This is a genomic window from Streptomyces sp. NPDC104309, assembly GCF_055584025.1.
Map to the genome: position 1 here is coordinate 16,531 of NZ_JBVJMV010000061.1, position 21,396 is coordinate 37,926.

Here is a 21,396-nt window from a genome sequence, read left to right on the forward strand (position 1 = left end):
GCCAGAAGAGAGGTGACCGCATGACGGTGCCAAAATTGGACCGCGTTGTTGACCCGTCGGCGCCGGTGACGACCGAGGACCCGCTGGTCGGGCTCGCCCGCCAGTTGCTGGAAGAGATCGGCGAGGACCCGAACCGCGACGGACTGCGCGACACACCCGCGCGGTTCGCCCGCTGGTGGCGCGAGTTCATCAACTACGAGCCGGGTTCCCTCGGCACGCTCTTCGAGTCCATCGGCACGAGTCAGCTCGTCGTCGTCTCGGACATCCAAGTCTGGTCGCTGTGTGAGCACCATCTCCTGCCGTTCAACTGCTCCGTGACCATCGCCTACCGGCCTGCGGGGCAACTGCTCGGCCTGTCGAAGTTCGCCCGGGTCGCCCATCAGTACGCGCACCGGCTGCAGGTCCAGGAGCGTCTCGTGGACCAGATCGCGCTGGAGATCAGCACCCTGTCCGGCACCCCGGACGTCGCGGTCATCGCGAAGGGCGAGCACCTGTGCATGTCGATGCGCGGCATCAAGGCCGCCGCGCAGATGACATCGACCGCATACCGCGGGGAGTTCGGCACGGACCCCGGCCTTCGGAGCGAGCTGTTCGACCTGCTCCGTGCGTGACAGCCGCCGTTCCAGGCACACCCAGGAACTCCGTCCCCTCGCCATGAAAGAACCACTATGAACGCACAAGAGTCCTCGACGCCCGCGGAAGCGGTGCGGCTGCTCCCCACGCTCGACGCCGACCGGCTGCTGGCCGACCTCATGACGGCCCGCGACCACCTGTGGGACGAGCAGAGCTCGTACACGAACGGACGCGTGTCCAGGTGGGCCGAGCAAGACTGGCGCTGCCTCGCGGTGCGCAGCCCCGGCGGCGACAAGACACGTACCGACCCGGGCGGTCCCGGCAGCGTGGAGTTCGCCAACACCGAGTGGTTGGACCACATGCCGTACATTCGCGAGACCCTGCGCTCGACCCCGGGCCCCCTTTACGCGGCCCGCTTCATGGATCTCGGACCCGGAGTTATTGGATACCCCCACTCCGACCCCAAGTTCGCCCCGGACTGGGGTATGGCCCGGCTGCACATGCCCGTCATCACCCAGGAAGAGGCGTCCCTGGACCTCGACGGAGCGATCCACCGCTGGCAGCCCGGTGAGTTCTGGTTCGGCGACTTCAGCCGCAAGCACCAGATCCAGAACGTCGGTACCGAGCACCGCGTCCATCTCGTCGTGGACGTGCTGGTCACCCGGGAACTCGCGGAGCTCTTCCCTGCGGAGTGGGCCGACTACTTCAACAGCTCGGACGTGCTCTACAACCGTCCGGCCGTGACCACGACCGAGCAGGAGCGCAAAGCCGCGCGGTGTTCGTTCGAGGCACCAGAGCACCTGCTGGAGATCGAGGTGTTCGGGTCGCTCACCGGCCCGCAGCCGCAGGCCTCGTTCAGCATCGAGGACACCAGCAGGGGCCTCGCTGTCCGCTCTCCCCAGGACCACCTCTTCCCGCTGGAGGCGATCGGCGGCGACGAGTACCGCCTGGTCGGATGGAGCGACGAGCGCACCATCGCCACGAAACTGGACGGTGCGCGGCCCGAGGTCGAGCTGACCTACCGCAAGGGCCACCGGACGGACCGGCTGAGCGTCCCGGCCGCGCCGGCGGCGTGACGGCCGCCGCTTCCTCGGAGCTCAGCGCACCGCTGCCCTGATTCTTCATCCCCTTCGTTTGCCGGAAGGCCACGTATGCCGAAAACTGTCGCGATCGTGTCCGGAGGCCTGGACTCGGTCACTATGGCGTACCACCTCCACGAGAAAGGACACACCCTTCACCTGCTGTCCGTTAACTACGGCCAGCGTCATCTCGTCGAGCACGAGTTCGCCGCGAAGGCGGCGCGAAGGCTCGGGGTGCCGCACGAGGTCGTCGACCTCAGCCCCGTCGGCAGGCTCCTGAGCGGGTCCTCGCTCACCGACCCGAACATCGACGTGCCCGACCACCACAGTGGCGCGTCCGGCGGGAGCCCGAATGTCGTACCCAACCGCAATGCCCTCCTGCTGTCCGTCGCCTTCGCGGTCGCCGTCGCCCAGAAGGCGGAGGCGGTGGCCGTCGGCGTCGTCGACGACCTCCATGCCGCGCCCGACAGCAACGCCGCGTTCATCGACTCCTTCCTCGCCATGGAGCGGATCGCGACCCGGGGATATGCCCACCCGGACCTGACCCTGACAGCGCCCCTGGTCAGACTCCGCAAGAGTGACGTGGTGTCGCTCGGCGAAAAGCTCGGCGTCACCTGGACCGAGACCTGGAGCTGCTTCCGGGGCGACGCCCAGCAGTGCGGGCGGTGCGCCGCCTGCACTGAGCGGCGGGAAGCGTTCCGGGACGCCGGCGTGAGCGACCCGACGACCTACCAGACCAGTGATGAGCAGGAGTTGACATGACCGACCGCTTCCCCGTGCTCGACCTCCGTGACGCCGCCGGTTCGCCGGAGACCCGCGCGGAGTTCCTGGACCGGATGCGCCGGGCCATCCACGAGGTTGGCTTCTTCCAGCTCGTCGGCCACGGGGTCGAGGACGCCGAGGACATACTCGAACTGGCCCGCCGGTTCTTCGCCCTGCCCGAGCCTGACCGGCTCGCGCTGAACATCCTCGACTCGCCCCTGTTCCGCGGCTACTCCGAACTCGGCCGCGAACACACCAAGGGCATCCCCGACCAGCGTCAGCAGCTGGACATCGGGCCAGAGCAGCCCGTGCGCACACCCGCGCCCGACGACCCCGCCTACCGGTGCCTCATCGGCCCGAACGAGTGGCCGAAGGCGATGCCCGAGCTGCGCCCGGCCATCGAGTCCTGGATCACCCGGCTGACCGAGCTGTCCCATCAGCTGCTGCGGCTGATGCTCGAATCGCTTGACGCCCCCGCTGGATTCCTGGACGACGTGGTCGACCCGGACCCCCAGATCCACCTCAAACTCCTGCACTACCCCGGCCCCACGGAGACGAGCGAGGACACCGGACCCGGCCAGGGCACCGGCATCCACAACGACCTCGGGCTCCTGACCCTCCTCGTCCAGGACGACAACGGCGGCCTTCAGGTCGCAGTCGAGGAGGGCCGGTTCATCGACGTGCCGGTGATCCCCGGGGCGTTCGTGGTCAACCTCGGAGAGCTGCTGGAGGTGGCGACAAGGGGCTACGTACGCGCCACCCTTCACCGGGTGGTCCGGCCCGCCCCCGGCGTCAACCGCTACTCCATCCCCTTCTTCTTCAATCCCCGGCTCGACGCCACGATGCAGCCCCTGCCCAGCCCCTACGTCGAGGGCGCCGACGGTGTCATCGACGTCGTCGGCAACCCGTTGTTCGCCCTCTACGGCGACAACGTGATGAAGGGGCTGATCCGCTCCTTCCCCGACATTGTGGCCCGCCACCACCCCACCCTGGCCGCCACAGCCGGGTCCGGAAGCTCCTGACACCGGGCGGCCTAGCACCTGTTCACCGCCGGCCCGGACCGGGCCGCGCGGTGGCGCCATCACCGTGCCCGACGGGGACCGAACATGAAGTAGGGCGAATCTCATGAGAATCAATCTTCTGGGGCCTCTCCAGGCCTTCGGGGACGATGACCGCGTCGACATGGCACCGGCCGCTCAGAAAGTACGTCAGACACTGGCGCTGCTCGTGCTGAACTCGGGCCGGGTGGTGCCCTTCGAGTACCTCATGGACGAGCTGTGGGAAGGCGACCCGCCCGCCAGCGCACACACCGCGTTGCAGACGTACGTGTACCAGCTCAGGAAGAGGTTCTCGCTGGGCAACCCGCGGCGCGGCGGCGCGGTGCACGCGACCGGGCCGCTGCTCGCCACGGTCGACGGCGGCTACCAATTGTCGCTGCCCGCCGACCACGTGGACGTCTTCCGGTGCGAGCCGCTGCTCGCCCGTGCCCGCGCCGAGTTCGGTGACGAGGACTTCGCCCGGGCCCGCGACACGGCCGCCGCGGCGCTGCGGATGTGGCGCGACGACGCCCTGGTGGACGTGCGCAAGGGGCCCGCGCTGCAGGCCGAGGCGGACCGGCTCAAGGAGTCGCGTACCAGCGCCCACCACCTGCGGATCGAAGCCGACCTGCACCTCGGCCGGCACCACGAGGTACTTGGCGAACTCGCGGCGATGGCCGGCCGGGAACCGACGGACGAGCGGGCCCAGGGCAATCTGATGACGGCCCTCTACCGCATGGATCGGCGGGTGGAAGCGCTCCAGGTCTACCGGCGGGCGCGCGAGCACATCGCCGCCGAGCTGGGTCTTGACCCTTCGCCCCAGCTCAAGGCCCTGCACACGGCCATGCTCACGTCGGACGAGGCGCTGTTGCATCCCGCCGGTCGGCTCACGGCCGTGACCGCCGCCACGCGTGTGCCCCGCCATCTGCCTGCCCCGCGCGAGCGACTGACCGGACGCGCCGACCAGCTGGCGCGCATCACTGCGGTGCTGGCCGGCCAGGGGCGCCAGGACCGGCCGCTCGTGATCGTGGGCGGCGCCCCCGGCACGGGCAAGAGCGAGCTGTGCCTGCACGCCGCGCACAAGGCGAGCGGCCACTATCCGGACGGACGGCTCTACGCGCGTCTTCGGGACGGCGCCGGCCGGCGGGTGCGGCCAGCCGAGATCCTCCGCTCGTTCCTCCTCGGACTCGGCGCGACCGAGGAGCAGTTGCGGCTGAGCACGACCGACCTGAGCCTGTTGTTCCGTACCTGGACCGCCGACCTCCGTGTCCTGGTGATGCTCGACGACGTGTGCGACGTACGGGACCTGACGCCGCTCCTGCCGTCCGGCGCGGGCTGCGGCGTGCTGATTGGCAGCCGACAGCGACTGTTCGTGTCCTCGTCGGCGGCCCATGTCGAACTGACCGGACTCTCCTTCGACGACTCGCTGCACCTGCTGGAGTCCTCCGTGCCGAGACACCGCATCACCATGGACCCGGAAGGGCTGCGACGGCTGACCCGGCTCAGCCGGGGCCTGCCGGGCGTGCTCTTCGCGCTCGCCGCGCAGTTGCGCCGCCGCCCGCACTGGACGGCCCGCCAGGCCACCGCCTGGGTTCTCGCGTCGGGTGACACCGACAGCGATCCGCTGGACGTACGGGCCGGCTTCGACCGGACGTTCGCGACGCTGCCCGCCGAATTACGGTCCCTGGCGTACGCACTGCTGTCGCCCGGCGTCCCCGACCGGCTCACGCCGACGATCGGCGCGGCGGTCCTGGGGATCAGCGAGCAGCAGGCAGAGGACCTGCTGGAGGAACTGGCGGAGAGATACCTGCTGCGCGTGCAGCACCCGTGCGTGAACGGCCGGTTCTCCTACGAATGGGAGCCTGGGATAAGCCCGTTCGCGGCGCGGGCGAGCAGCGCGCCGGTCATGTGCTCCCCATGACGGTCATGGCTCCAGTACAACCGTGCCCGTCGTGCCGCGCGTCTCCAGCGCTTGGTGCGTGCAGCAGCTTCAGCGAATCGAGGTCGAACGTCAAGCTCGGAAGCGAAGCTTTCAGCAGTGGAGACACCGTAGCGTGAGAATCTTTGTCAGCGGCGTCCGCAAAGGCTTGGAAGAGGAGCGTGACTCTTTCCGCAGGCTGATCACCGCGCTGGGCCACACCCCGGTGCGGTTCGAGGAATTCACACGAAACGTGGAGACATACGCCACCTGTGTGTTCCGCGGCTCCGTGATCGCCGGGATGACCCCACGCAGGACCGTACCGGCCGACGCGCTTTGTCCGAACCCGCCCAAGCAACCCAACCTTGGAGAACCGTCATGCCACAGCGCCCGAAACTCGTCCTCGTCGGTCAGTTGTCCGTGTTCCCCTGGGTGTTCGAAGCAGCCAAGCGCGCCGGTATCGACCTGATCCTCGTCCCCAGGGGGGACGACTCGGCGGAGTCCGCTGGGCGGGCCGACGCGGTGGTCGAACTGCTGCCACTGGACATCGACGAAAACCCGGAAGGCGCGCTGTCCGCGCTCGCCGACCGCTACCGGCGGGAGCCCTTCGACGGAATCATGGCGGGCAACGAGAGGGTCGTGCCGTTCGTGGCACGGGCCACGCGTGAGCTGGGCCTCACCGGCCTGACCGAGGAGGCGGCGGCCGTGGTGCGCGACAAGCGCAGCATGCGCCATCGCCTGCTGGAGGCAGGTCTGGGCGTGCCTGGCTTCGTGGCCATCGAGGATCCGGACGGCTGGACCGACGCGCTGGCCTTGCGGTTCCCCGTCGTGGTCAAACCAGCGAACGGCCACTCCAGCCTCGGTGTGATCCGTGTGGATGACAAAGACTGCCTTGAGCAGGCCGTGGCCCGCACATGGAAGCTCATCGAAACTCACCACCTGGGGGTCGCCGACGGATCGACCCCAGAAACCGGTGTGTTGGTCGAGGAGTACCTGGACGGGCCGGAGGTCTCCGCAGAATCCCTCGTGCACCACGGGCAGGTACGGGTCTGTGGCGTCAGCTGGAAGGGGGAACTGGCGGGGCCCTACTTCGAGGAGACCATGTTTAGGGCCCCCGCCCAACTGCCCGCCGAGATACTCGCCGCGATCGAGGCGGAGGTGATCGGTGCCCACCATGCCTTCGGCATCACGGAAGGCACCACGCATACCGAACTGCGGCTGGTCGGTGGGGTGCGGCCGGTTCTGCTGGAGATGGGCGCGCGCCTCGGCGGCGGGGGCTTTACGCACCACCTCGTCCACTTCAGCACCGGGATCGACCTGGCCGCCGAGGCGCTGCGCATCCACCTCGGCCGGGAACCGCTCTGCTGGCGTGAGGAGCCGGTACCGGTCGGTCACGTGGCGGTCTATGAGGTGCCGGTCGGCAGCGGAGGACGGATGAAGCAGGTACACGGCTTGGACTCGGTGCGTAACGACCCGCAGGTGGACTACGTGGTGCAGACCGTGAGTCCCGGCGCACTGCTGCTCCCCTACCCGGATTTTTCCGGATACCCGGCCATCGTGATCTCCCGTCACGAGTCGGATGCCGCGGCCGAGGCGTACCGCGCCCACCTCGCCCGGACGCTGCACGTCGAGTACGAAGAGCAGGGTTGAGCATGCGCCACGGCGCGGTACGCCGTGGCGGACAACGCCTCATGGCCTCCCTCCGGACGACCGTGGACGGATTGCCGTCCCTACCGGTGGCTCTGGGGCGGCATGCGCATCAATGCACCGGCGGATTAGCCTCGCGCCTTCGCGCGCCCAGCAGACTCGTAGTCGGGGGGGGGGGGGGGGGGGGTGTGGGGGGGGGGGGGGGGGGGTGTGGGGGGGGGGGGGGGGGGGGGGGGGGGGGGGGGGGGGGGGGCTGGGGGGGGGGGGGGGGGGGTTGGGGGGGGGGGGGGGGGGGGGGGGGCGGGGGGGGGGGGGGGGGGGGGGGGGGGGGGGGGGGGGGGGGGGGGCGGCGTCCCCAAAACAGCCCCGGGGCTATCCCCCCCCGCCCCCCCCCCCCCCCCCCCCCCCCCCCCGGCGCGCGGGGGGGGGGCCCCCCCCCCCCCCCCCCCCGACTACTTCGCCGGCCTGACCGGGTGGTGTTGCCGACCGGTGAGGGTCTGGCCGCCATGAAGATTCTTCCAGGCAGGCGTGCAGGCGGTCCGCACGGAGGTCTGCCCTGACGCTGAGGGCTGTTCAACCGTCCGTCGTGGACGGTTGAACAGCTCCTCTCTTTTCCCACAGCAAGCTTTTCTCGTACCGCACTTGAGTTGTGGTTGAGTCGCCTCGACCGATCCCGTGCAACACTCGGCCCATGCTCGAGAAGTGTGCTGATCAATTTCTGTTCGAACGGACAAGGCAAATTCGCAGGGGCCTCACGGGAACCCCGCTGATTCCCCTGGCGGACGAGCAGTGCGACATCGTCGCGAAGCTGGAATTCTGCAATCCCGCCGGAAGTACCAAAGACCGTTCGGCACTGTGGATTCTGGAACAGGCAATCGGTCGCGGGGAGATAGCGCACGACACCACGGTGGTCGAGTCGTCGTCCGGCAATTTCGCGCTGGCCCTGGCTTTCTACTGCCGAATGCTCGGCATCCCGTTCGTCCCGGTCATCGATCCGAACTGCAACGAGGCCACCGAGGCCCAACTCCGGCTACTGTGCGAGCGGGTGGAGAAGGTAGCCATCCGTGATGCGGCGGGCAGCTACCTGAAGTCCCGGCTGTCCCGGGTGCAGGAACTGCTGGCCGAACTCGACTCCGCCTATTGGCCCAACCAGTACGCCAATCCGGATGCCCGCGACGCGCATTACCGCTTCACCGCGGACGAGTTGATCGCGCAGGCCGGCCCGCTCGACTACCTTTTCGTCGGCGTGGGCACGGGCGGCACGATCGCCGGGCTCTCCCACCGGATCAAGGAAACGTACCCGGGCTGCGTGGTCGTCGCGGTCGACACCGAAGGCTCGGTGATCTTCGGAGGTCCGCCGAAGAAGCGGCGGATCCCCGGCATCGGCTCCAGCATCGTGCCGCCGCTGTGCGGTCAGGCGCTGATCGACCAGGTCGAGATCGTCTCCGAAGTGCGCGCCGTCGAGGCCTGCGGCGCCCTGGTCGCCAAGTACGGCTTGTACGCGGGCGGTTCGACCGGCAGCACCTATGCCGCCATCCGGGACTACTTCGCTCGTCGCCCGCCCGCAGCACGCCGTCCCCGGGTCGCCTTCATCGCCGCCGACCGCGGCCATGCCTACGCCCAGACCCTCTACAACCCCGTGTGGCAGCGGCAACTGCGCGCAGAGGCGGTACTGCCCTCCGACGTCGAGACCCTGTCAGTCAACTGAAGGAGCACTCCCCGTGTCCACCCTGGCTCCGCCGCCCATGACCCTGATCGGTGCAGGCGACATCGCCGCCGAGACGGACCGTCACCGTCCGGAGCTCATCGAGGTCGTGCGTGCCGCCTATCTCACGCACGACGCCGGACAGAGCTCGAACCCGCACAGCTCGTTCCTGCGCTTCCCGTACCAGGAACGGTCGCGCATCATTTCCCTGCCGGCCTATCTGGGCGGCGAGTTCGAGGTCGCCGGCAACAAGTGGATCGCCAGCTTTCCGGACAACACGCGCCACGGGATCCCCCGCGCGTCAGCCACGTTGATCCTCAACGACTGCGTCACCGGCTACCCGTTCGCCTGCATGGAGTCCTCGATCGTCTCGGCGACGCGGACGGCGGCCTCCGCGGTGCTCGGCGCGCAGACGCTGCTCGGCGCGCGCCGTGCCCGCCGGGTCGGCATCGTCGGTACGGGGCTGATCGCCCAGCATGTATGGCGGTTCTTGCGTGATCTCGACTGGGAGATCGACGCCTTCCGGCTCTTCGATCTCGACCCGGCGGCGGCAGGCCGTTTCGCCGCCGTCGTTTCCAAGGACACCGAGGCCGAGCTCGTGGTCGCCGAAACGGTGGAGGAGGCGTTCACCGACTGCGACCTGGTGGTGCTGACCACCGTGGCCGGTGAACCGCACCTGCACGATCCGCAGATGCTGGCCCACAAGCCGGTGGTCCTGCACCTGTCGCTGCGCGACCTCGCCCCCGAGGTGATCCTCGCCGCCCAGAACTTCACCGACGACGTCGACCACGCCGTACGCGAGCGCACCTCGCTGCACCTGACCGAACAGCGCACCGGCAACCGGGACTTCGTCGACGGCACCCTCGCCGACCTGCTGCGCGGGCGGCTGCGCCGGGACCACGGACGGCCGGCGATCTTCTCGCCGTTCGGACTCGGCGTCCTCGACCTCGCCGTCGGCAAGTGGGTGCACGACCGGGTCGTCGCCGCGGGCGGGGGCCACCGCGAGAGCGACTTCTTCACCGGGGTGGGGGTCTGACGTATGAGCACCTCATCCGCCCCGGGTCCCGCCGGGGACCTGTATGTCGTCGTGCTGAACGACGAGGAGCAGTACTCGGTCTGGTTCGCCGATCGTGCCCTGCCCGCGGGCTGGACCGCCACCGGCGCGCTGGGCTCCCGGCAGGAGTGCCTGGACCACATCGAGCGGGTGTGGACCGACCTGACGCCGCGTTCCGTGCGGGCGTCACGATGACGGCCGCCGCCCTCGCAACGACCTGGCTGCGCGGGCTGGGCAGCCGTGAAGGCACCGCGCGGCAGCGCCTGTTCGTCTTCCCGCACGCCGGTGCGGGCGCTTCGGTCTATCGGCTGGCGGCGTATCTGCCAGACAGCGTCGAGGTCTGCACGGTCCAGTTGCCCGGCCGGGAGAGCCGCTTCGCACAACCGGCCCTGACGTCCCTGGACGAGGCCGTGGCCACGCTCGCGCCGCTCGTCGCGGACCACACGGAACTGTCGTACGCCTTCTTCGGGCATAGCATGGGCTCCCTGATCGCCTTCGAGACGGCCAGGCAGCTACGGGCCCTCGGCAGGCCTCTGCCCGACCGGCTGTTCCTGTCGGGCATGCGGGCCCCGGGTCTGCCGGACCGCGAACCGCGGCACGAGCTGCCGGACGACGAGCTGCTCGCTACCGCCGAATTCGACGCTGTGGACGCTGAGTTGCAGGAGCTGCTGCTGCCGATCCTGCGCGCGGACCTGACGCTGTGCGAGACGTATACGCCGCGTGCCGAGGCGCCCCTGCCGTGTCCGCTAACCGTGCTGGCCGGCTCGGACGACGAGAGCGTCACCGAAGCGGAGCTCGCCGGCTGGCGCGAGCACACCTCGGCCGGCTTCGAAGTGCACCTGTTCCCAGGTGCTCCCCACCTGTATGTGCGCGGCGCGGAACCGCAGCTGGCGGAGACGATCACGCGCGCCTTCCCCGCACGGGGCTGAGAAAGGATCGTTCATGGCGCCGAGCACCCTGGTCGCACTCTGGGAGCGCCAGGCAGCCGCGACACCCGACGCGGTCGCCGTCGTCGCGGAAGCACACAACGCCACCTACTCCGAGGTGGACCGTCGGGCCACGGCACTCGCCGCCGAGCTGCGAGCACGCGGCATCGGACCGGAGTACCTGGTCGGCGTCTGTCTCGGCCGCTCGGTCGAGATGGTCGTGGTCCTGCTCGGCATCCTGAAGTCGGGCGCCGCGTATCTGCCGCTCGACCCGGGCTACCCGGCCGAACGGCTGCGGCACATGACCGTCGACTCGGGGGCCAAGCTGTGGGTGTGCGACGCGGACCGTCGCGCGCAGGCCCTGGCGTCCGGCGCGGCCGACGTCCTGCTGGTAGAGGACCTACCCGCGGAGCCGTCCGCGCCGGTGGCCCAGGTGGTGCGCCCGCACCACCTCGCGTACGTCATCTACACCTCCGGGTCGACCGGCCTGCCCAAGGGGGTGGCCGTCGACCACGCGGCGCTCGCGTCATTCCTTCGGAGCGTGGCCGAACGTCCCGGCCTCACGGCGGACGACCGGGTGCTCGCGCTGACCCCCTTGTCGTTCGACATCTCGATCCTGGAGCTGTTCCTGCCGCTGACCCGGGGAGCGACGGTGGTGATGGCCCCGGGCGCCGCCAACACCGACCCCGAGCTGCTGGCCGCCACCATCGGCGAGGGGGGTGTGAGCATCGTCCAGGCGACCCCCACCACCTGGCGGATTCTGCTGGCGTCCGGCTGGACGGACGGGCACGGCCGGGTACTGCTGTCGGGCGGTGAGCCGCTCGATCCGCAGCTGGCCCGCGACCTGCTCGCCACCGGCGGCACCCTGTGGAACCTGTACGGGCCGACCGAGGCGACGGTGTGGGCCACCGCCGCCCGCATCGATGCCGTGGGCGACCCGGTCACGGTCGGCACGGCCCTGTCCAACACCCGGCTGCACGTCGTCGACGAGGGCGGGCGGGAGGCTGGCCCAGGAGTCACCGGCGAGCTGTGGATCGGCGGCGCGGGCGTGGCGCGCGGCTACCTCAACCGGCCCGCGCTGACCGCCGACCGGTTCGTGCCCGACCCGTTCGGGGACGCCTCCGGGCGCCTGTACCGGACCGGCGACCTCGCCCGGTGGTCCGCCGACGGCATTCTGGAGGTGCTGGGGCGCAACGACCACCAAGTCAAGGTGCGCGGCTTCCGCATCGAGCTCGGCGAGATCGAGGCCTGTGTGCGCAGCCACCCTCTCGTCACGGACGCGGTGGTGGTCGTCGACCGCGAGGCAGCCGGCGGCGACCAGTTGGTGGTGTACCTCGTGCCCGCGCACGACGCGCGGAACGTATCCGAGGACCTTCCCCGCCGGATACGTGACCACCTGGCGCGGCGGCTGCCCGCCCACATGGTCGCGCAGGGCTACGCAGTGCTCGACGCCCTGCCCCGTACTCCCGCGGGCAAGGCCGACCGCGGCGCCGTGCAGCGGATCCCACACAGCCCGGTCCGGGCGAGCGGGCCGATGCCCGACGATGCCCCGCTGCCGCCGCACACCGCGGCGGTACGCCGCGTGTGGGCCGAGGTGCTCGGGCTCGACGACGTGTCCCCGTACGACGACTTCTTCGGACTGGGCGGCCAGTCGCTCACCGCGGTACGGAGCGTGGCCCGGCTGCGCGCGGAACTCGGCGTGCCGGTCGACGCCCAGTCGGTCTTCGCGCATCCGACACCCGCCACGCTCGCCGCCGCCCTGGACGGCGTGGCGCCCTCGGACGACGAGCCGATCCCCGCGGCCCCGACCGCCGAACTCTCCTTCGGCCAGGAACGGATCTGGTTCTTCGAGCAGGTCAACGCCGCGGTGCCCGCCTACCACCTGCCGGTCGCCCTGGGCCTGCCCGGCGGGCGCGTCGACCTGACGCTGCTGCAGGACTGCCTGTCCGCGCTGGTGCACCGGCACCCGGCGCTGCGCACGGCCCTCGTCGCCGTCGACGGCCGGGTCCGCCCCGAACTGCGCGAGCCGGGTCCGGTGCCGCTGCGCCGCACCGAGGTCACCGAGGAGGACCTGGACGCGCTGATGACCGAGCGGATCCGCGCCCCCTTCGCCCTCGACCACCCACCGCTGCTGCGCGCGGACGTGCTGCGTACCCCGAACCGTGACATCACATTGCTGACGATTCATCACATAGCATGCGACGCCGCATCGATGGACCTGATGGTGCGGGAACTGGGCGAGCACTACACGGAGCTCGCCGCCGGCCGCCGCCCGGCCCCGACCCCGCAGCCCGTGACGTACGCCGACTACGCGGCCTGGCAGCGCGAGCGACTCACCGGCGCCGAGCTGGAGCGGCTGCTCGACCACTGGCGCACCCGGCTGTCCGGCGTGCCCGCCGTGGAGCTGCCGACCAGCCGGCCCCGGCCGGCCGTCGCGAGCCACCGCGGCCGCCGCGAACTGCTGCGAATCCCAGCAGACCTGGCGCACCGGCTGCGCACCCTGTGCCGGGCCGAGGGCGTCACCCTGTTCATGGGCCTGCTGGCCCCGTTGCAGGCGCTGCTCGGCCGGTACGCCGACGAGAGCGATGTCGCCGTCGGCACCCTGACAGGCGGCCGACCGCGCACCGAACTGGACGATGTGGTCGGCTACTTCGTGAACACCATCGTCCTGCGCACCGACCTGTCCGGCGACCCCACCTGGCGCGGGCTGATGGGCCGTGTTCGCGAGGTCGCGCGGCAGGCGTACGCGCACCAGGAGCTGCCCTTCGAGAAGCTGGTGGCGCACCTGAGCCCGGAGCGCGACCTGAGCCGCAACCCGCTCTTCCAGGTGCTGTTCGCCCTGCACGAGGAGCCGAGGGCCGGTCACCTCACCGAGCTGTACGACCGCAAGGAGCTGGAGGGACGACTCGGCACCGCCCGCTTCGACCTCGCCCTCGACGTGACGGACCACGCCGCCGGGGCCGGTGACCTCAGCATCTCCGTCGAGTACGCCACCGACCTGTTCGACCCGGACTTCGTCCGAGGACTCGGCCGGCACTTCGTGCGGGTGATCGAGCGGATGGTGTCCGACCCCACCGCCCTATTGTCCGAGCTGGAGATCATCTCCGCCGATGAGCTGCGCACCCTCTCCACCGGCGACCGGGCCGAGCCGCTGCCCGAACCGACCACCCTGGTCCGCCTGTGGGACCGCCAGGTGCGGACCACTCCGGACGCGATCTGCGTCGTGGGCGACGGCCGGTCGCTGACGTTCGCCGAGACCGACGCGCGGGCCTCGGCCCTGGCCCGGGAGCTGCGGGCCGGGGGCGTGCGCCCCGAAAGCCTGGTCGGCATCTGCCTGGAACGCTCGGTGGAGCTGGTGGTCGCCCTGCTGGGCGTACTGAAGGCGGGCGGCGCCTACGTCCCGCTCGACCCCGGCCACCCGACGGACCGGCTGCAGTACCTGCTGGCCGACTCGGGCGTACGCCTGGTCGTCGCGGACCCGGCGCACCCCGCCTCCGCCCTGTTCCGCGAAGACGGCGTACAGCTCGTGGCGGTGGACCAGGAACCCGGGGCGGCCCCCGGGCCGGCCGAGGAGGCACAACCGCACCACCTCGCCTACGTGATCTACACGTCCGGCTCGACCGGCCACCCCAAGGGCGTCGCGATCACCCACGCCAACATCACCGGGTTCCTGGAGTGGAACCAGCGGCTGTGCCGGCTCACCGGACGGGACCGGGCCCTGCTCAACCACTCGGTGGCGTTCGACAACTCGGTCTGGGAGATCTTCCAGTGCCTGGTGTCCGGCGCCGAACTGCACCTGGCGAGCCCCACCGCCGCCTACGACCCCGAGGAGTTCCTGCGAGAGGTCGCCGAGCGCGGCATCACCACGCTCAACGCGACGCCCTCGCAGATGCGGATCCTGCTGGAGTCCGGCACGGATGCCGCTCCCCGACTCGGCTCCGTACGGCTGGTGTTCACCGGGGCCGAGGCCGTGCCGCACGATGTGGCCCGCCGCATCCTGTCCTCCACCGCGCCGGGATGCCAGGTTTTCAACGAGTACGGGCCCACCGAAGCGACCGTCACCTCGGCGTTCTGCCCGATCACCAAGGAGCTGCTCGACCGGCACAGCCATCTCCCGAGCGTCCCGTTCGGCCGGGCGACCGACAACGCGCACCTCTACGTGCTGGACCCGCGGCTGCGCCCGGTCGCCCCGGGCTGTCGCGGCGAGCTGTACGTCGGCGGCGGCGCGGTCGGCCGCGGCTATCTCGGCAGGCCGGCCCGCACCGCCGGGGCGTATCTGCCCGACCCGTACGCCGCGGAGCCCGGCGCCCGTATGTACGCCACGGGCGACGTGGTCCGGCTGCTGCCCGATGGAAATCTGGTCTTCCTCGGCCGCAACGACCACCAGGTCAAGGTACGCGGCTTCCGCATCGAGCTCGGCGAGATCGAGTCCGCCCTCCAGAGCCACCCCGCCGTGGCCGACTGCGTGGTGGCCGTACGCCGTGCTCGCGCCGGCGGGGACCAGCTGACGGCCTACGTGATCCCCGATCCCCCCGACCGGCCCTCCCCGGACCCGGCGGACCTCCGCGCCCACCTGGCGGACCAACTGCCGCCCTACATGCTGCCGCAGAGCTACACCGTGATCGACGAGATCCCGCTCACCCCGAACGGCAAGGTCGACCGGGATGCACTGCCCGACCCACGCCCAGTGCCCGTCCCGGCCCCCGCCACCCGTCCGACCGTCACCAAGCAGCAGCTCCTCGTCGCCGACGTGTGGCGGGATTGCCTGGGTGTCGAGGAGGACTTCGGGCCACAGGACGACTTCTTCGACGTCGGCGGCACCTCGTTGACCATCACCACGGTCGCGGGCCGGCTCAGCGAGCGACTTGGGCGCCGGGTCTCGCCGGTCCTAGTCTTCAGGAACCCTACCGTCGAGGGCCTCGCCGAGGCCCTCGAGGAGGACACACAGCGATGAGCAGTACCAACTCTCGATCGTGTTCTGCTTCTTCTTGCCCGAGACGAAGGCTTTGCGTCCGGGGCGGCCCGCGCGCGGGCGTCGGACCTGGACTTCCGTGCCGTCGAGCCGGATGTCGACACCTTCGGCATCTGCGTAGGCGAACAGGTCGTCCAGAGTGCGGATGCGCAGACCGGGGCGGCCGGGGATGGCAAAGCCCCGCGCGGCAAGCAAGGGTCTGACCTCGCGGATCGCGGCGGAGACGGTGGAACGGTCCACCCCGTACAACTCGGCCAGGGCGGCATGTGGCAGCCCGAGCCGCAGGTGGACCAGGGTGGCCGCGAGCCGGTCGGTGAACACCAGGCGCGGCTTGCGTCCGGCACCCTCGGCCCGCTTGCGGGGCCCGCCCCTCATCACGTGCAGGGCCGACGCGCGGGCCGCCGCCCAGGGCGGGGCGAGTTCTTCGAGCAACTCCCCGAAATGTGCGCGGGAGACCCCGGACAGGGCAGGATGGGTACAGGCCGCACGGGCCCAGGTCAGCTTCACAACTCGCCCAACCCGTAAAGCCCTTCCCGTGTCACGGCCGACTCACTCCCGTCCTTCCCCCAAGGTCGTTAGGGTCGGACCAATGGCTTCCATAGATGTCTCCCTGCGTCCCGTGCACCCCAGCGATCTGCCTGTGTTCTTCCGGCGCATGAGCGACCCCGAGTCGAATCGGATGGCCGCCTTCACCGCCGAGGACCAGACGGACCGGGCCCACTTCGACGCGCATTGGAAGCGCATCCTCGCCTCGCCCGACGTCGTCACCCGCACCGTGCTCGCGGACGGCGATGTCGTCGGGCACGCGGCCGTGTACGGCGAGCCGGGCGAGCGGGAGGTCACGTATTTCATCGATCGCTACTACTGGGGGCGGGGCATCGCGACCGCGGCGCTGCGGGGGCTGCTCGCCGAGGTCCCCGAACGCCCGCCGCTGGCCCGGGCGGCGGCGGACAACACCGGATCGGTGCGGGTCCTGGAGAAGTGCGGCTTCAAGGTCGTCGGCGAGGACCGGGGCTTCGCGAACGCGCGGGGAGCGGAGGTCGACGAGCTGGTGTTGCGGTTGGACGGATAATTTTCCCAACCCCGTTACTGGAGGCGGTCGAGCATGCCGAGCGCGACGGCGTGCCAAAGCTTGTCGACCTGGGCCCTGCGGGCGGCGAGAAGGTTCGCGATGAGCCCCCTGGTTGCGGGCCGATGTGGTAAACGTGATAAGGCATCAACTTCTTCGTACCCATTCCGGCACTCATCCGTCAAGGAAGGTCCTGTGATGCGGTCGCTGTCAGAGCCCACGGGTAACGGCCCGGTCATAGACTCGGGAATCCCCGTACGGGACTTGGTCCGTGAGATGGTCACTGAGGTCGCGCCGGAGGAGTTGATCCTCGTCGACGGGCTCAGCCGGGTCGACGACGACACCGCAGTGGGCCGGTTGTCCGGGCGAGCCGGGTCGAGCGAGCCATTGGGGTTCGGTGTTGAGGCGGTCAGCGCGCTCGTCACACCGGTGGTGTGGCTGGCGCTGGACGAGGCGGCCCGCAGCATCGTCAGCGCGGTCACCGAGAAGGCGGCGAACCGATCGATGGCCTGGGTGCGCCGGATAACGCGTAGGAGCGCCCCGGTCCGGCGGGTGCCCGCGCTGACCCCAGAGCAACTGGCGGCGGTCGGCGTACGGATACGGGAACTGGGCGCGGAGAGCGGGATGACGGACGCCGCCGCTGTCGCGCTGGCCGAGCGGGTGATGGCTCGCCTCGTCGTATCACCGATAGTCGGCGCCGCAGGCGAGCCGGCTTCCGGCCCACTCGCATCCGGCAACAGCAACGGCACTGGCACGACGGACGTGTGACGGGAGACGGTCCGCGTGCCAGAGGGCCGGCGGCCGGGCATCAGGGGGAAGCCCATGAGGGGGATCGAGACGGGGCCGGTCAGCGGCAACGGGGTGCGTGTCGATGAGCGGGTCCTGGCGGCGGGCACGGGGTTGAGGTTCGTTCTGCTGCTGGTGCTGTTCGTGGCCAGCAGCGCGAGTACGGCATCCACGATCACCCGCTCGCTGGTCGACCCGCACAACGCCGGTGTCGGATGCGCTCTGGCGGCCGGGGTGAACCCGGAGAGCGACCTGCTCGGCAACGGCCTGGCCGTGATCCGAACGCAGGGCGCCTACGAGCGTTGCGTCCACCGGTTCGTTCCCGAAGCCGCCGGTTGGGCGGCACCAGCCGTCGTCGGCGTACTGCTCGCCGCCGCCTGTCTGCTGTACTGGGTGCTGCCTCGCTGGAAGGAGCGCCGTAGCCGTCTCGTGAGTGTCGAAGAGGTCGATTCCTGCGGTGAGTTGACCGAGTCACTCAATGCCCTGGTGGCCGTAGCGGGCCTGAGCCGCGCCCCGCGCTTCGTCGTCGAGGCCGACGCGATCACCCCCAGCGCCGTGGTGTTTGGCCGGCTGCGCCGCTACACCGTCTGCCTGCATGGCGGCCTGGTCGTACGCAGGCACGCCGATTCGGAGGCTTTCCGCGCCGTCGTCCTGCACGAGCTGGCGCATATCCGCAACCACGATGTCGACCTCACCTATGCGACCGTCGCCCTGTGGCGGGTCTTCCTGTGCACCGTACTTCCCGCATACGCGGTGTGGGCCAGCCTCGACATGTTGGCCTCGCTCAGGTCACCTCTACTGGGTCCGTCGGAGCGGCTGGGCACGGCGCACGACCTGCTGAAGTCCGCGGTGATGATCGTGCTGGTCTACCTCGCGCGGGCCGACATCCTGCGCACACGCGAGATCTACGCGGACCTCGGCGCGCTGCGCTGGGGAGCCGATCCCGCCGCTTGGCGCCGCAGCCTGCCGCCGGGCGAGGACGGGACAGCACGCGGACGGACAGCGTTCAGGCCGTTCTTCGTGCTGTGGCGGACCCATCCCGTGTGGGACCTGCGGCTGACCGCGCTCAGCGACCCCCGGGAGCTGTTCGGCCTCCACGGCCTCACCGTCTTCGTGACCGGTTGCACGGCGGCGCTCGCCGCGGACCAGTTGTCCACCTCGCTGGAGAACGTCGGAGCGAACTGGCCGGAGTTGTTCGTGGCCACCCTGATGGCAGGACTGGTCACGGCGATCACCGGCATCGCCCTGTGGCGGGGCGTGGCCCGCGCCGTGCTCACCGGCGACCGGCCACCGACGGGCCTGCTAGCCGGATGCTGGCTCGGACTGGGCCTGGTCGTCGGGGAGTTGTTATCCACCAGGACGGCTGGCGCCACCCGTTGGCTGCCCCGCCACCCAGAGGTCCTGCTGCTGTTGGTGGTCCTCGCCGTCGGAACCATGTGCTGGTCGGCGCAGTACGCGGAACTCGCGGTCAGGGCGTGGCGCGGCCGCAGGCTGCGACCGGTCCTACTGATGGGACTGGTCGCAACGTGGTTCATCTTCACGCTGTGGTATGCCTGGTGGTGGCTGTACGGCAGCAACTTCACGTTGGGGTGGGGATTCTCCAACACGGCGATCAGGCATGCCCTGCAGGCCGATCTGCCCGGGGCGGTAGTCGGGCCAGACGGCGGGCTGTCGGCGATCGCCGCGCTGCTTCCCGTGCTGCTGCCGGCGGGTACCGACTTGCGCATGCTGTGGGGGGCCGGGGTGCTGTGGCTGCTGCCGCTGCTGACCTGGGTTGTGCGCCCCGCCGTCGGTCCCGCGCCGTGGGCGCGGGAAGCGCTCGCCGGTGCTGAGGCACCGCCGCCGTTGCCGGGCGGACGGCTGCCCGCGATGCGCCGGGTGGTGGCCGTGGCGGGCGCGGGTGCGGTCGCATGCTGGGTAGCCGTGGTCGCTGTCATGGCATACATGCATTCCTGGCAGCCGCCGGTGGACCAGCGCTGGGGGACGTATGTCCTGGTCTACATCTCCTTGCTGCTGGTCGTTCTCGCCGGGGTGACGGTGGCCACGGCCGGGGTGACGAGCACGGCGGCGGTCCGCTTTTCCCTGCCGCTGGCCCTCGTGGTGGCGGGCATCACGGCCTTGCTCGGCCTGGCTGGTGCGTTCCTGTTGGAGTCCTTCGACGGATGTCTCGGGCCGTTGAACACCCTGTCCTCCACTTGCCGCTGGCTGCCCGCGGGCGCCTGGCCGCTGACAGAACTGCTCGTATCCTTCGTATTGGGGCTGGGGATGTTCGTGGCCACTGTCGTGGCCATCCTGGGCGCGGCGCTGCGGCGTCAGCCGCGGGCGCGCGGGGCTATCGGAGGGGCACCGTCAGGCGGACCGACAGCCCGGCGCCGCAGCGAGCTCGTGGCCCGCCGGGTGTGGGTCGTGGTAGTGGGCCTGAGCGTGGTCACAGTGACCGCAGTCGTCGGTCTCCCTCTGGCAGGCGCGACGTCCGGGCACACCAGCCTCACGGTCCAAAACCTCGTGCCTCCGGCCCCTGTCGCTCCGGCATCCCCTGCGGTGCTCGCCCTCCAAACGGACGCCTGGCTCAGGCTCGGCGGCCGGGGCATGCTCGCCCGCCTGGACACCGACATCATCGACATCCTCCAAGCGCTCCAGGACGACCGAGCCGCTTCCGACCGCCAGTTCGCCTCTACCCACATCCGCCCGCACTGCCTCGACACCGTCCAGCAAGTCCACATCGCCGAGGCGTACTTCCCCGTCCCAGATCCCGCCGTCCAGCAACACTGGTCGAAGCTGCTTACCGCCGCTAGTCGCGCCGGCATCGACTGCCGACAGGGCATAGACGAGGGCGTCTACCGCCAGTACGCGAAGGCGATGCAATCGTTCGTCTCCCTCGGAGACCAGGCGTCGCAGGTGTCCTCAGACTTCGCGACGGAATCGCGGGGAGCCGCCAAGCCATAGGCCGGGACTGTAATTGGTCGCGCGGGTAGGTCAGGGCCGTCGGCCTGGGCGGGCATCCCACCAGTAGGCCGTCCAGGCCCGGCGTAGCAGCCTGCGGATCACGATGACCGCGCTGGCCAGCGCCACCCACGCGTCCTGCACCACCGCGCGCCGGTCGGTCACGATCGCTAACGCCTTGAACCCCCGGTTGTGCCAGGAGTTGGTCCGCTCGATCACCCACCGGTGGGTGTGGTTGATCGGCACGAACTGTCCCTTCGGGGTGATCCGCCCAGCGCAGCCCAGCTCTTCCAGCAACGCCCGGTTTGACTGTGAGTCGTAGCCGGCGTCCAGGTGCACCGTGATCGCCGGTGGCAGACGGAACCCGAACAGTCGCAGGGTCTCCAGGGTGGGACGCAGCAGCGGCGAGTCGTTGCGGTTCGCGCCGGCCAGGACCCACCCCAGCGGCAAGCCGCCACTGTCGACCAGTACCGAGCGTTTCAGACCACTCTTGCCTCGGTCCACCGGGCTGCGCCCGGTGTTCTGGCCACCGCCCGGGGCTTTCACGATGCAACCGTCCACCACGAGATTCTCAAGGTCCAGGCGAATGGCCTCGTCGTAGGCCTCCAGCGCCAGATGGTGCAGCCGCTCGAAGAGGCCAGCGGCGATGGGTGCAAATCTTGTGAGGGTGCCTCGTTGGGGTGATTCGCGGGGGTTCGGGATGTGCTGGTGTGGGGCGGTCTCTACCGTCGGCGAGGTGAGCCGGCCGTGGGTGCGGGCACCGGGTGAGGTGGGGTGGAGTGGTGCCGTCGTTGATGGCCGCGTTGGATGCCAGAGAGAGTGAATGCCGGGCTAAGTGGTCGGCTCCGGAAGTCCTTCGGGGGTTGATCACGCTGCCAGGGCGATGGAGGATTCTTGGTGTCGGTCGGCGGATGTGTGTCGGTCG

Annotated in this window: 15 protein-coding genes and 2 pseudogenes; 15 read left to right on the plus strand and 2 right to left on the minus strand. The window is 70.3% G+C overall.

The genetic code is table 11. The annotated features are described in order from the left end of the window. The first annotated feature begins 20 nt into the window (after positions 1-20). The 12 genes from folE to ACZ68L_RS42125 all read left to right on the plus strand — a co-directional run bounded on the left by folE (position 21) and on the right by ACZ68L_RS42125 (position 15,655). Positions 21-611: a GTP cyclohydrolase I gene (folE, locus tag ACZ68L_RS42070; protein ID WP_469588938.1), complete on the plus strand. Its 591-nt coding sequence runs from the start codon at positions 21-23 to the stop codon at positions 609-611. A 57-nt stretch (positions 612-668) separates the two neighbouring features. Beyond that, on the plus strand, positions 669-1,649 hold the full coding sequence (locus ACZ68L_RS42075; protein WP_469588940.1) for an aspartyl/asparaginyl beta-hydroxylase domain-containing protein: 981 nt from the start codon (positions 669-671) through the stop codon (positions 1,647-1,649). Between the two features lie 75 nt (positions 1,650-1,724). Continuing rightward, positions 1,725-2,414: a 7-cyano-7-deazaguanine synthase gene (locus ACZ68L_RS42080; RefSeq protein ID WP_469588943.1), complete on the plus strand. Its 690-nt coding sequence runs from the start codon at positions 1,725-1,727 to the stop codon at positions 2,412-2,414. Beyond that, the gene (locus ACZ68L_RS42085) at positions 2,411-3,436 is read left to right on the plus strand and encodes an isopenicillin N synthase family dioxygenase (RefSeq protein WP_469588945.1); all 1,026 of its coding nucleotides are present in this window, start codon (positions 2,411-2,413) and stop codon (positions 3,434-3,436) included. Before ACZ68L_RS42080 ends, ACZ68L_RS42085 begins: the two co-directional genes overlap by 4 nt. Positions 3,437-3,539: 103 nt before the next feature. After that, positions 3,540-5,372, plus strand: a complete 1,833-nt coding sequence (locus tag ACZ68L_RS42090) for an AfsR/SARP family transcriptional regulator (RefSeq protein WP_469588948.1) — start codon at positions 3,540-3,542, stop codon at positions 5,370-5,372. 133 nt (positions 5,373-5,505) lie between these two features. Next, positions 5,506-5,838, plus strand: a complete 333-nt coding sequence (locus tag ACZ68L_RS42095) for a DUF4062 domain-containing protein (protein ID WP_469588951.1) — start codon at positions 5,506-5,508, stop codon at positions 5,836-5,838. Continuing rightward, positions 5,748-7,019 (plus strand): ATP-grasp domain-containing protein, encoded by a 1,272-nt coding sequence (locus ACZ68L_RS42100; RefSeq protein ID WP_469588953.1) that lies wholly within the window; start codon positions 5,748-5,750, stop codon positions 7,017-7,019. The genes ACZ68L_RS42095 and ACZ68L_RS42100 overlap by 91 nt, the downstream gene beginning before the upstream one ends. A gap of 688 nt (positions 7,020-7,707) precedes the next feature. Then, positions 7,708-8,724, plus strand: coding sequence for a 2,3-diaminopropionate biosynthesis protein SbnA (sbnA, locus tag ACZ68L_RS42105; protein WP_469588958.1), 1,017 nt, complete (start codon positions 7,708-7,710; stop codon positions 8,722-8,724). Between the two features lie 37 nt (positions 8,725-8,761). Beyond that, on the plus strand, positions 8,762-9,757 hold the full coding sequence (gene sbnB, locus ACZ68L_RS42110; protein WP_469588979.1) for a 2,3-diaminopropionate biosynthesis protein SbnB: 996 nt from the start codon (positions 8,762-8,764) through the stop codon (positions 9,755-9,757). Between the two features lie 3 nt (positions 9,758-9,760). Beyond that, positions 9,761-9,970 (plus strand): MbtH family protein, encoded by a 210-nt coding sequence (locus tag ACZ68L_RS42115; RefSeq protein ID WP_469588960.1) that lies wholly within the window; start codon positions 9,761-9,763, stop codon positions 9,968-9,970. Further along, positions 9,928-10,704, plus strand: a complete 777-nt coding sequence (locus tag ACZ68L_RS42120) for a thioesterase II family protein (RefSeq protein ID WP_469588963.1) — start codon at positions 9,928-9,930, stop codon at positions 10,702-10,704. The genes ACZ68L_RS42115 and ACZ68L_RS42120 overlap by 43 nt, the downstream gene beginning before the upstream one ends. Positions 10,705-10,717: 13 nt before the next feature. Beyond that, a complete protein-coding gene (locus ACZ68L_RS42125) occupies positions 10,718-15,655 on the plus strand; it encodes an amino acid adenylation domain-containing protein (RefSeq protein WP_469588967.1) in 4,938 nt (1,645 codons plus the stop codon). A 9-nt stretch (positions 15,656-15,664) separates the two neighbouring features. Here the strand turns inward: ACZ68L_RS42125 and ACZ68L_RS42130 are convergent. Beyond that, positions 15,665-16,180 (minus strand): annotated as a pseudogene (locus tag ACZ68L_RS42130) (helix-turn-helix domain-containing protein); the annotation flags it as partial. Positions 16,181-16,271: 91 nt separating this feature from the next. On the opposite strand from ACZ68L_RS42130, the gene ACZ68L_RS42135 reads away from it, so the two are divergent. From ACZ68L_RS42135 to ACZ68L_RS42145, 3 genes are all read left to right on the plus strand, one after another. Further along, positions 16,272-16,745, plus strand: a complete 474-nt coding sequence (locus ACZ68L_RS42135; protein ID WP_469588981.1) for a GNAT family N-acetyltransferase — start codon at positions 16,272-16,274, stop codon at positions 16,743-16,745. A 195-nt stretch (positions 16,746-16,940) separates the two neighbouring features. Continuing rightward, the gene (locus ACZ68L_RS42140; protein WP_469588969.1) at positions 16,941-17,510 is read left to right on the plus strand and encodes a hypothetical protein; all 570 of its coding nucleotides are present in this window, start codon (positions 16,941-16,943) and stop codon (positions 17,508-17,510) included. Between the two features lie 54 nt (positions 17,511-17,564). Next, positions 17,565-20,474, plus strand: coding sequence for a M48 family metalloprotease (locus ACZ68L_RS42145; RefSeq protein WP_469588972.1), 2,910 nt, complete (start codon positions 17,565-17,567; stop codon positions 20,472-20,474). A gap of 30 nt (positions 20,475-20,504) precedes the next feature. Here the strand turns inward: ACZ68L_RS42145 and ACZ68L_RS42150 are convergent. Next, positions 20,505-21,119 (minus strand): annotated as a pseudogene (locus tag ACZ68L_RS42150) (transposase); the annotation flags it as partial. Positions 21,120-21,396 lie beyond the last annotated feature (277 nt).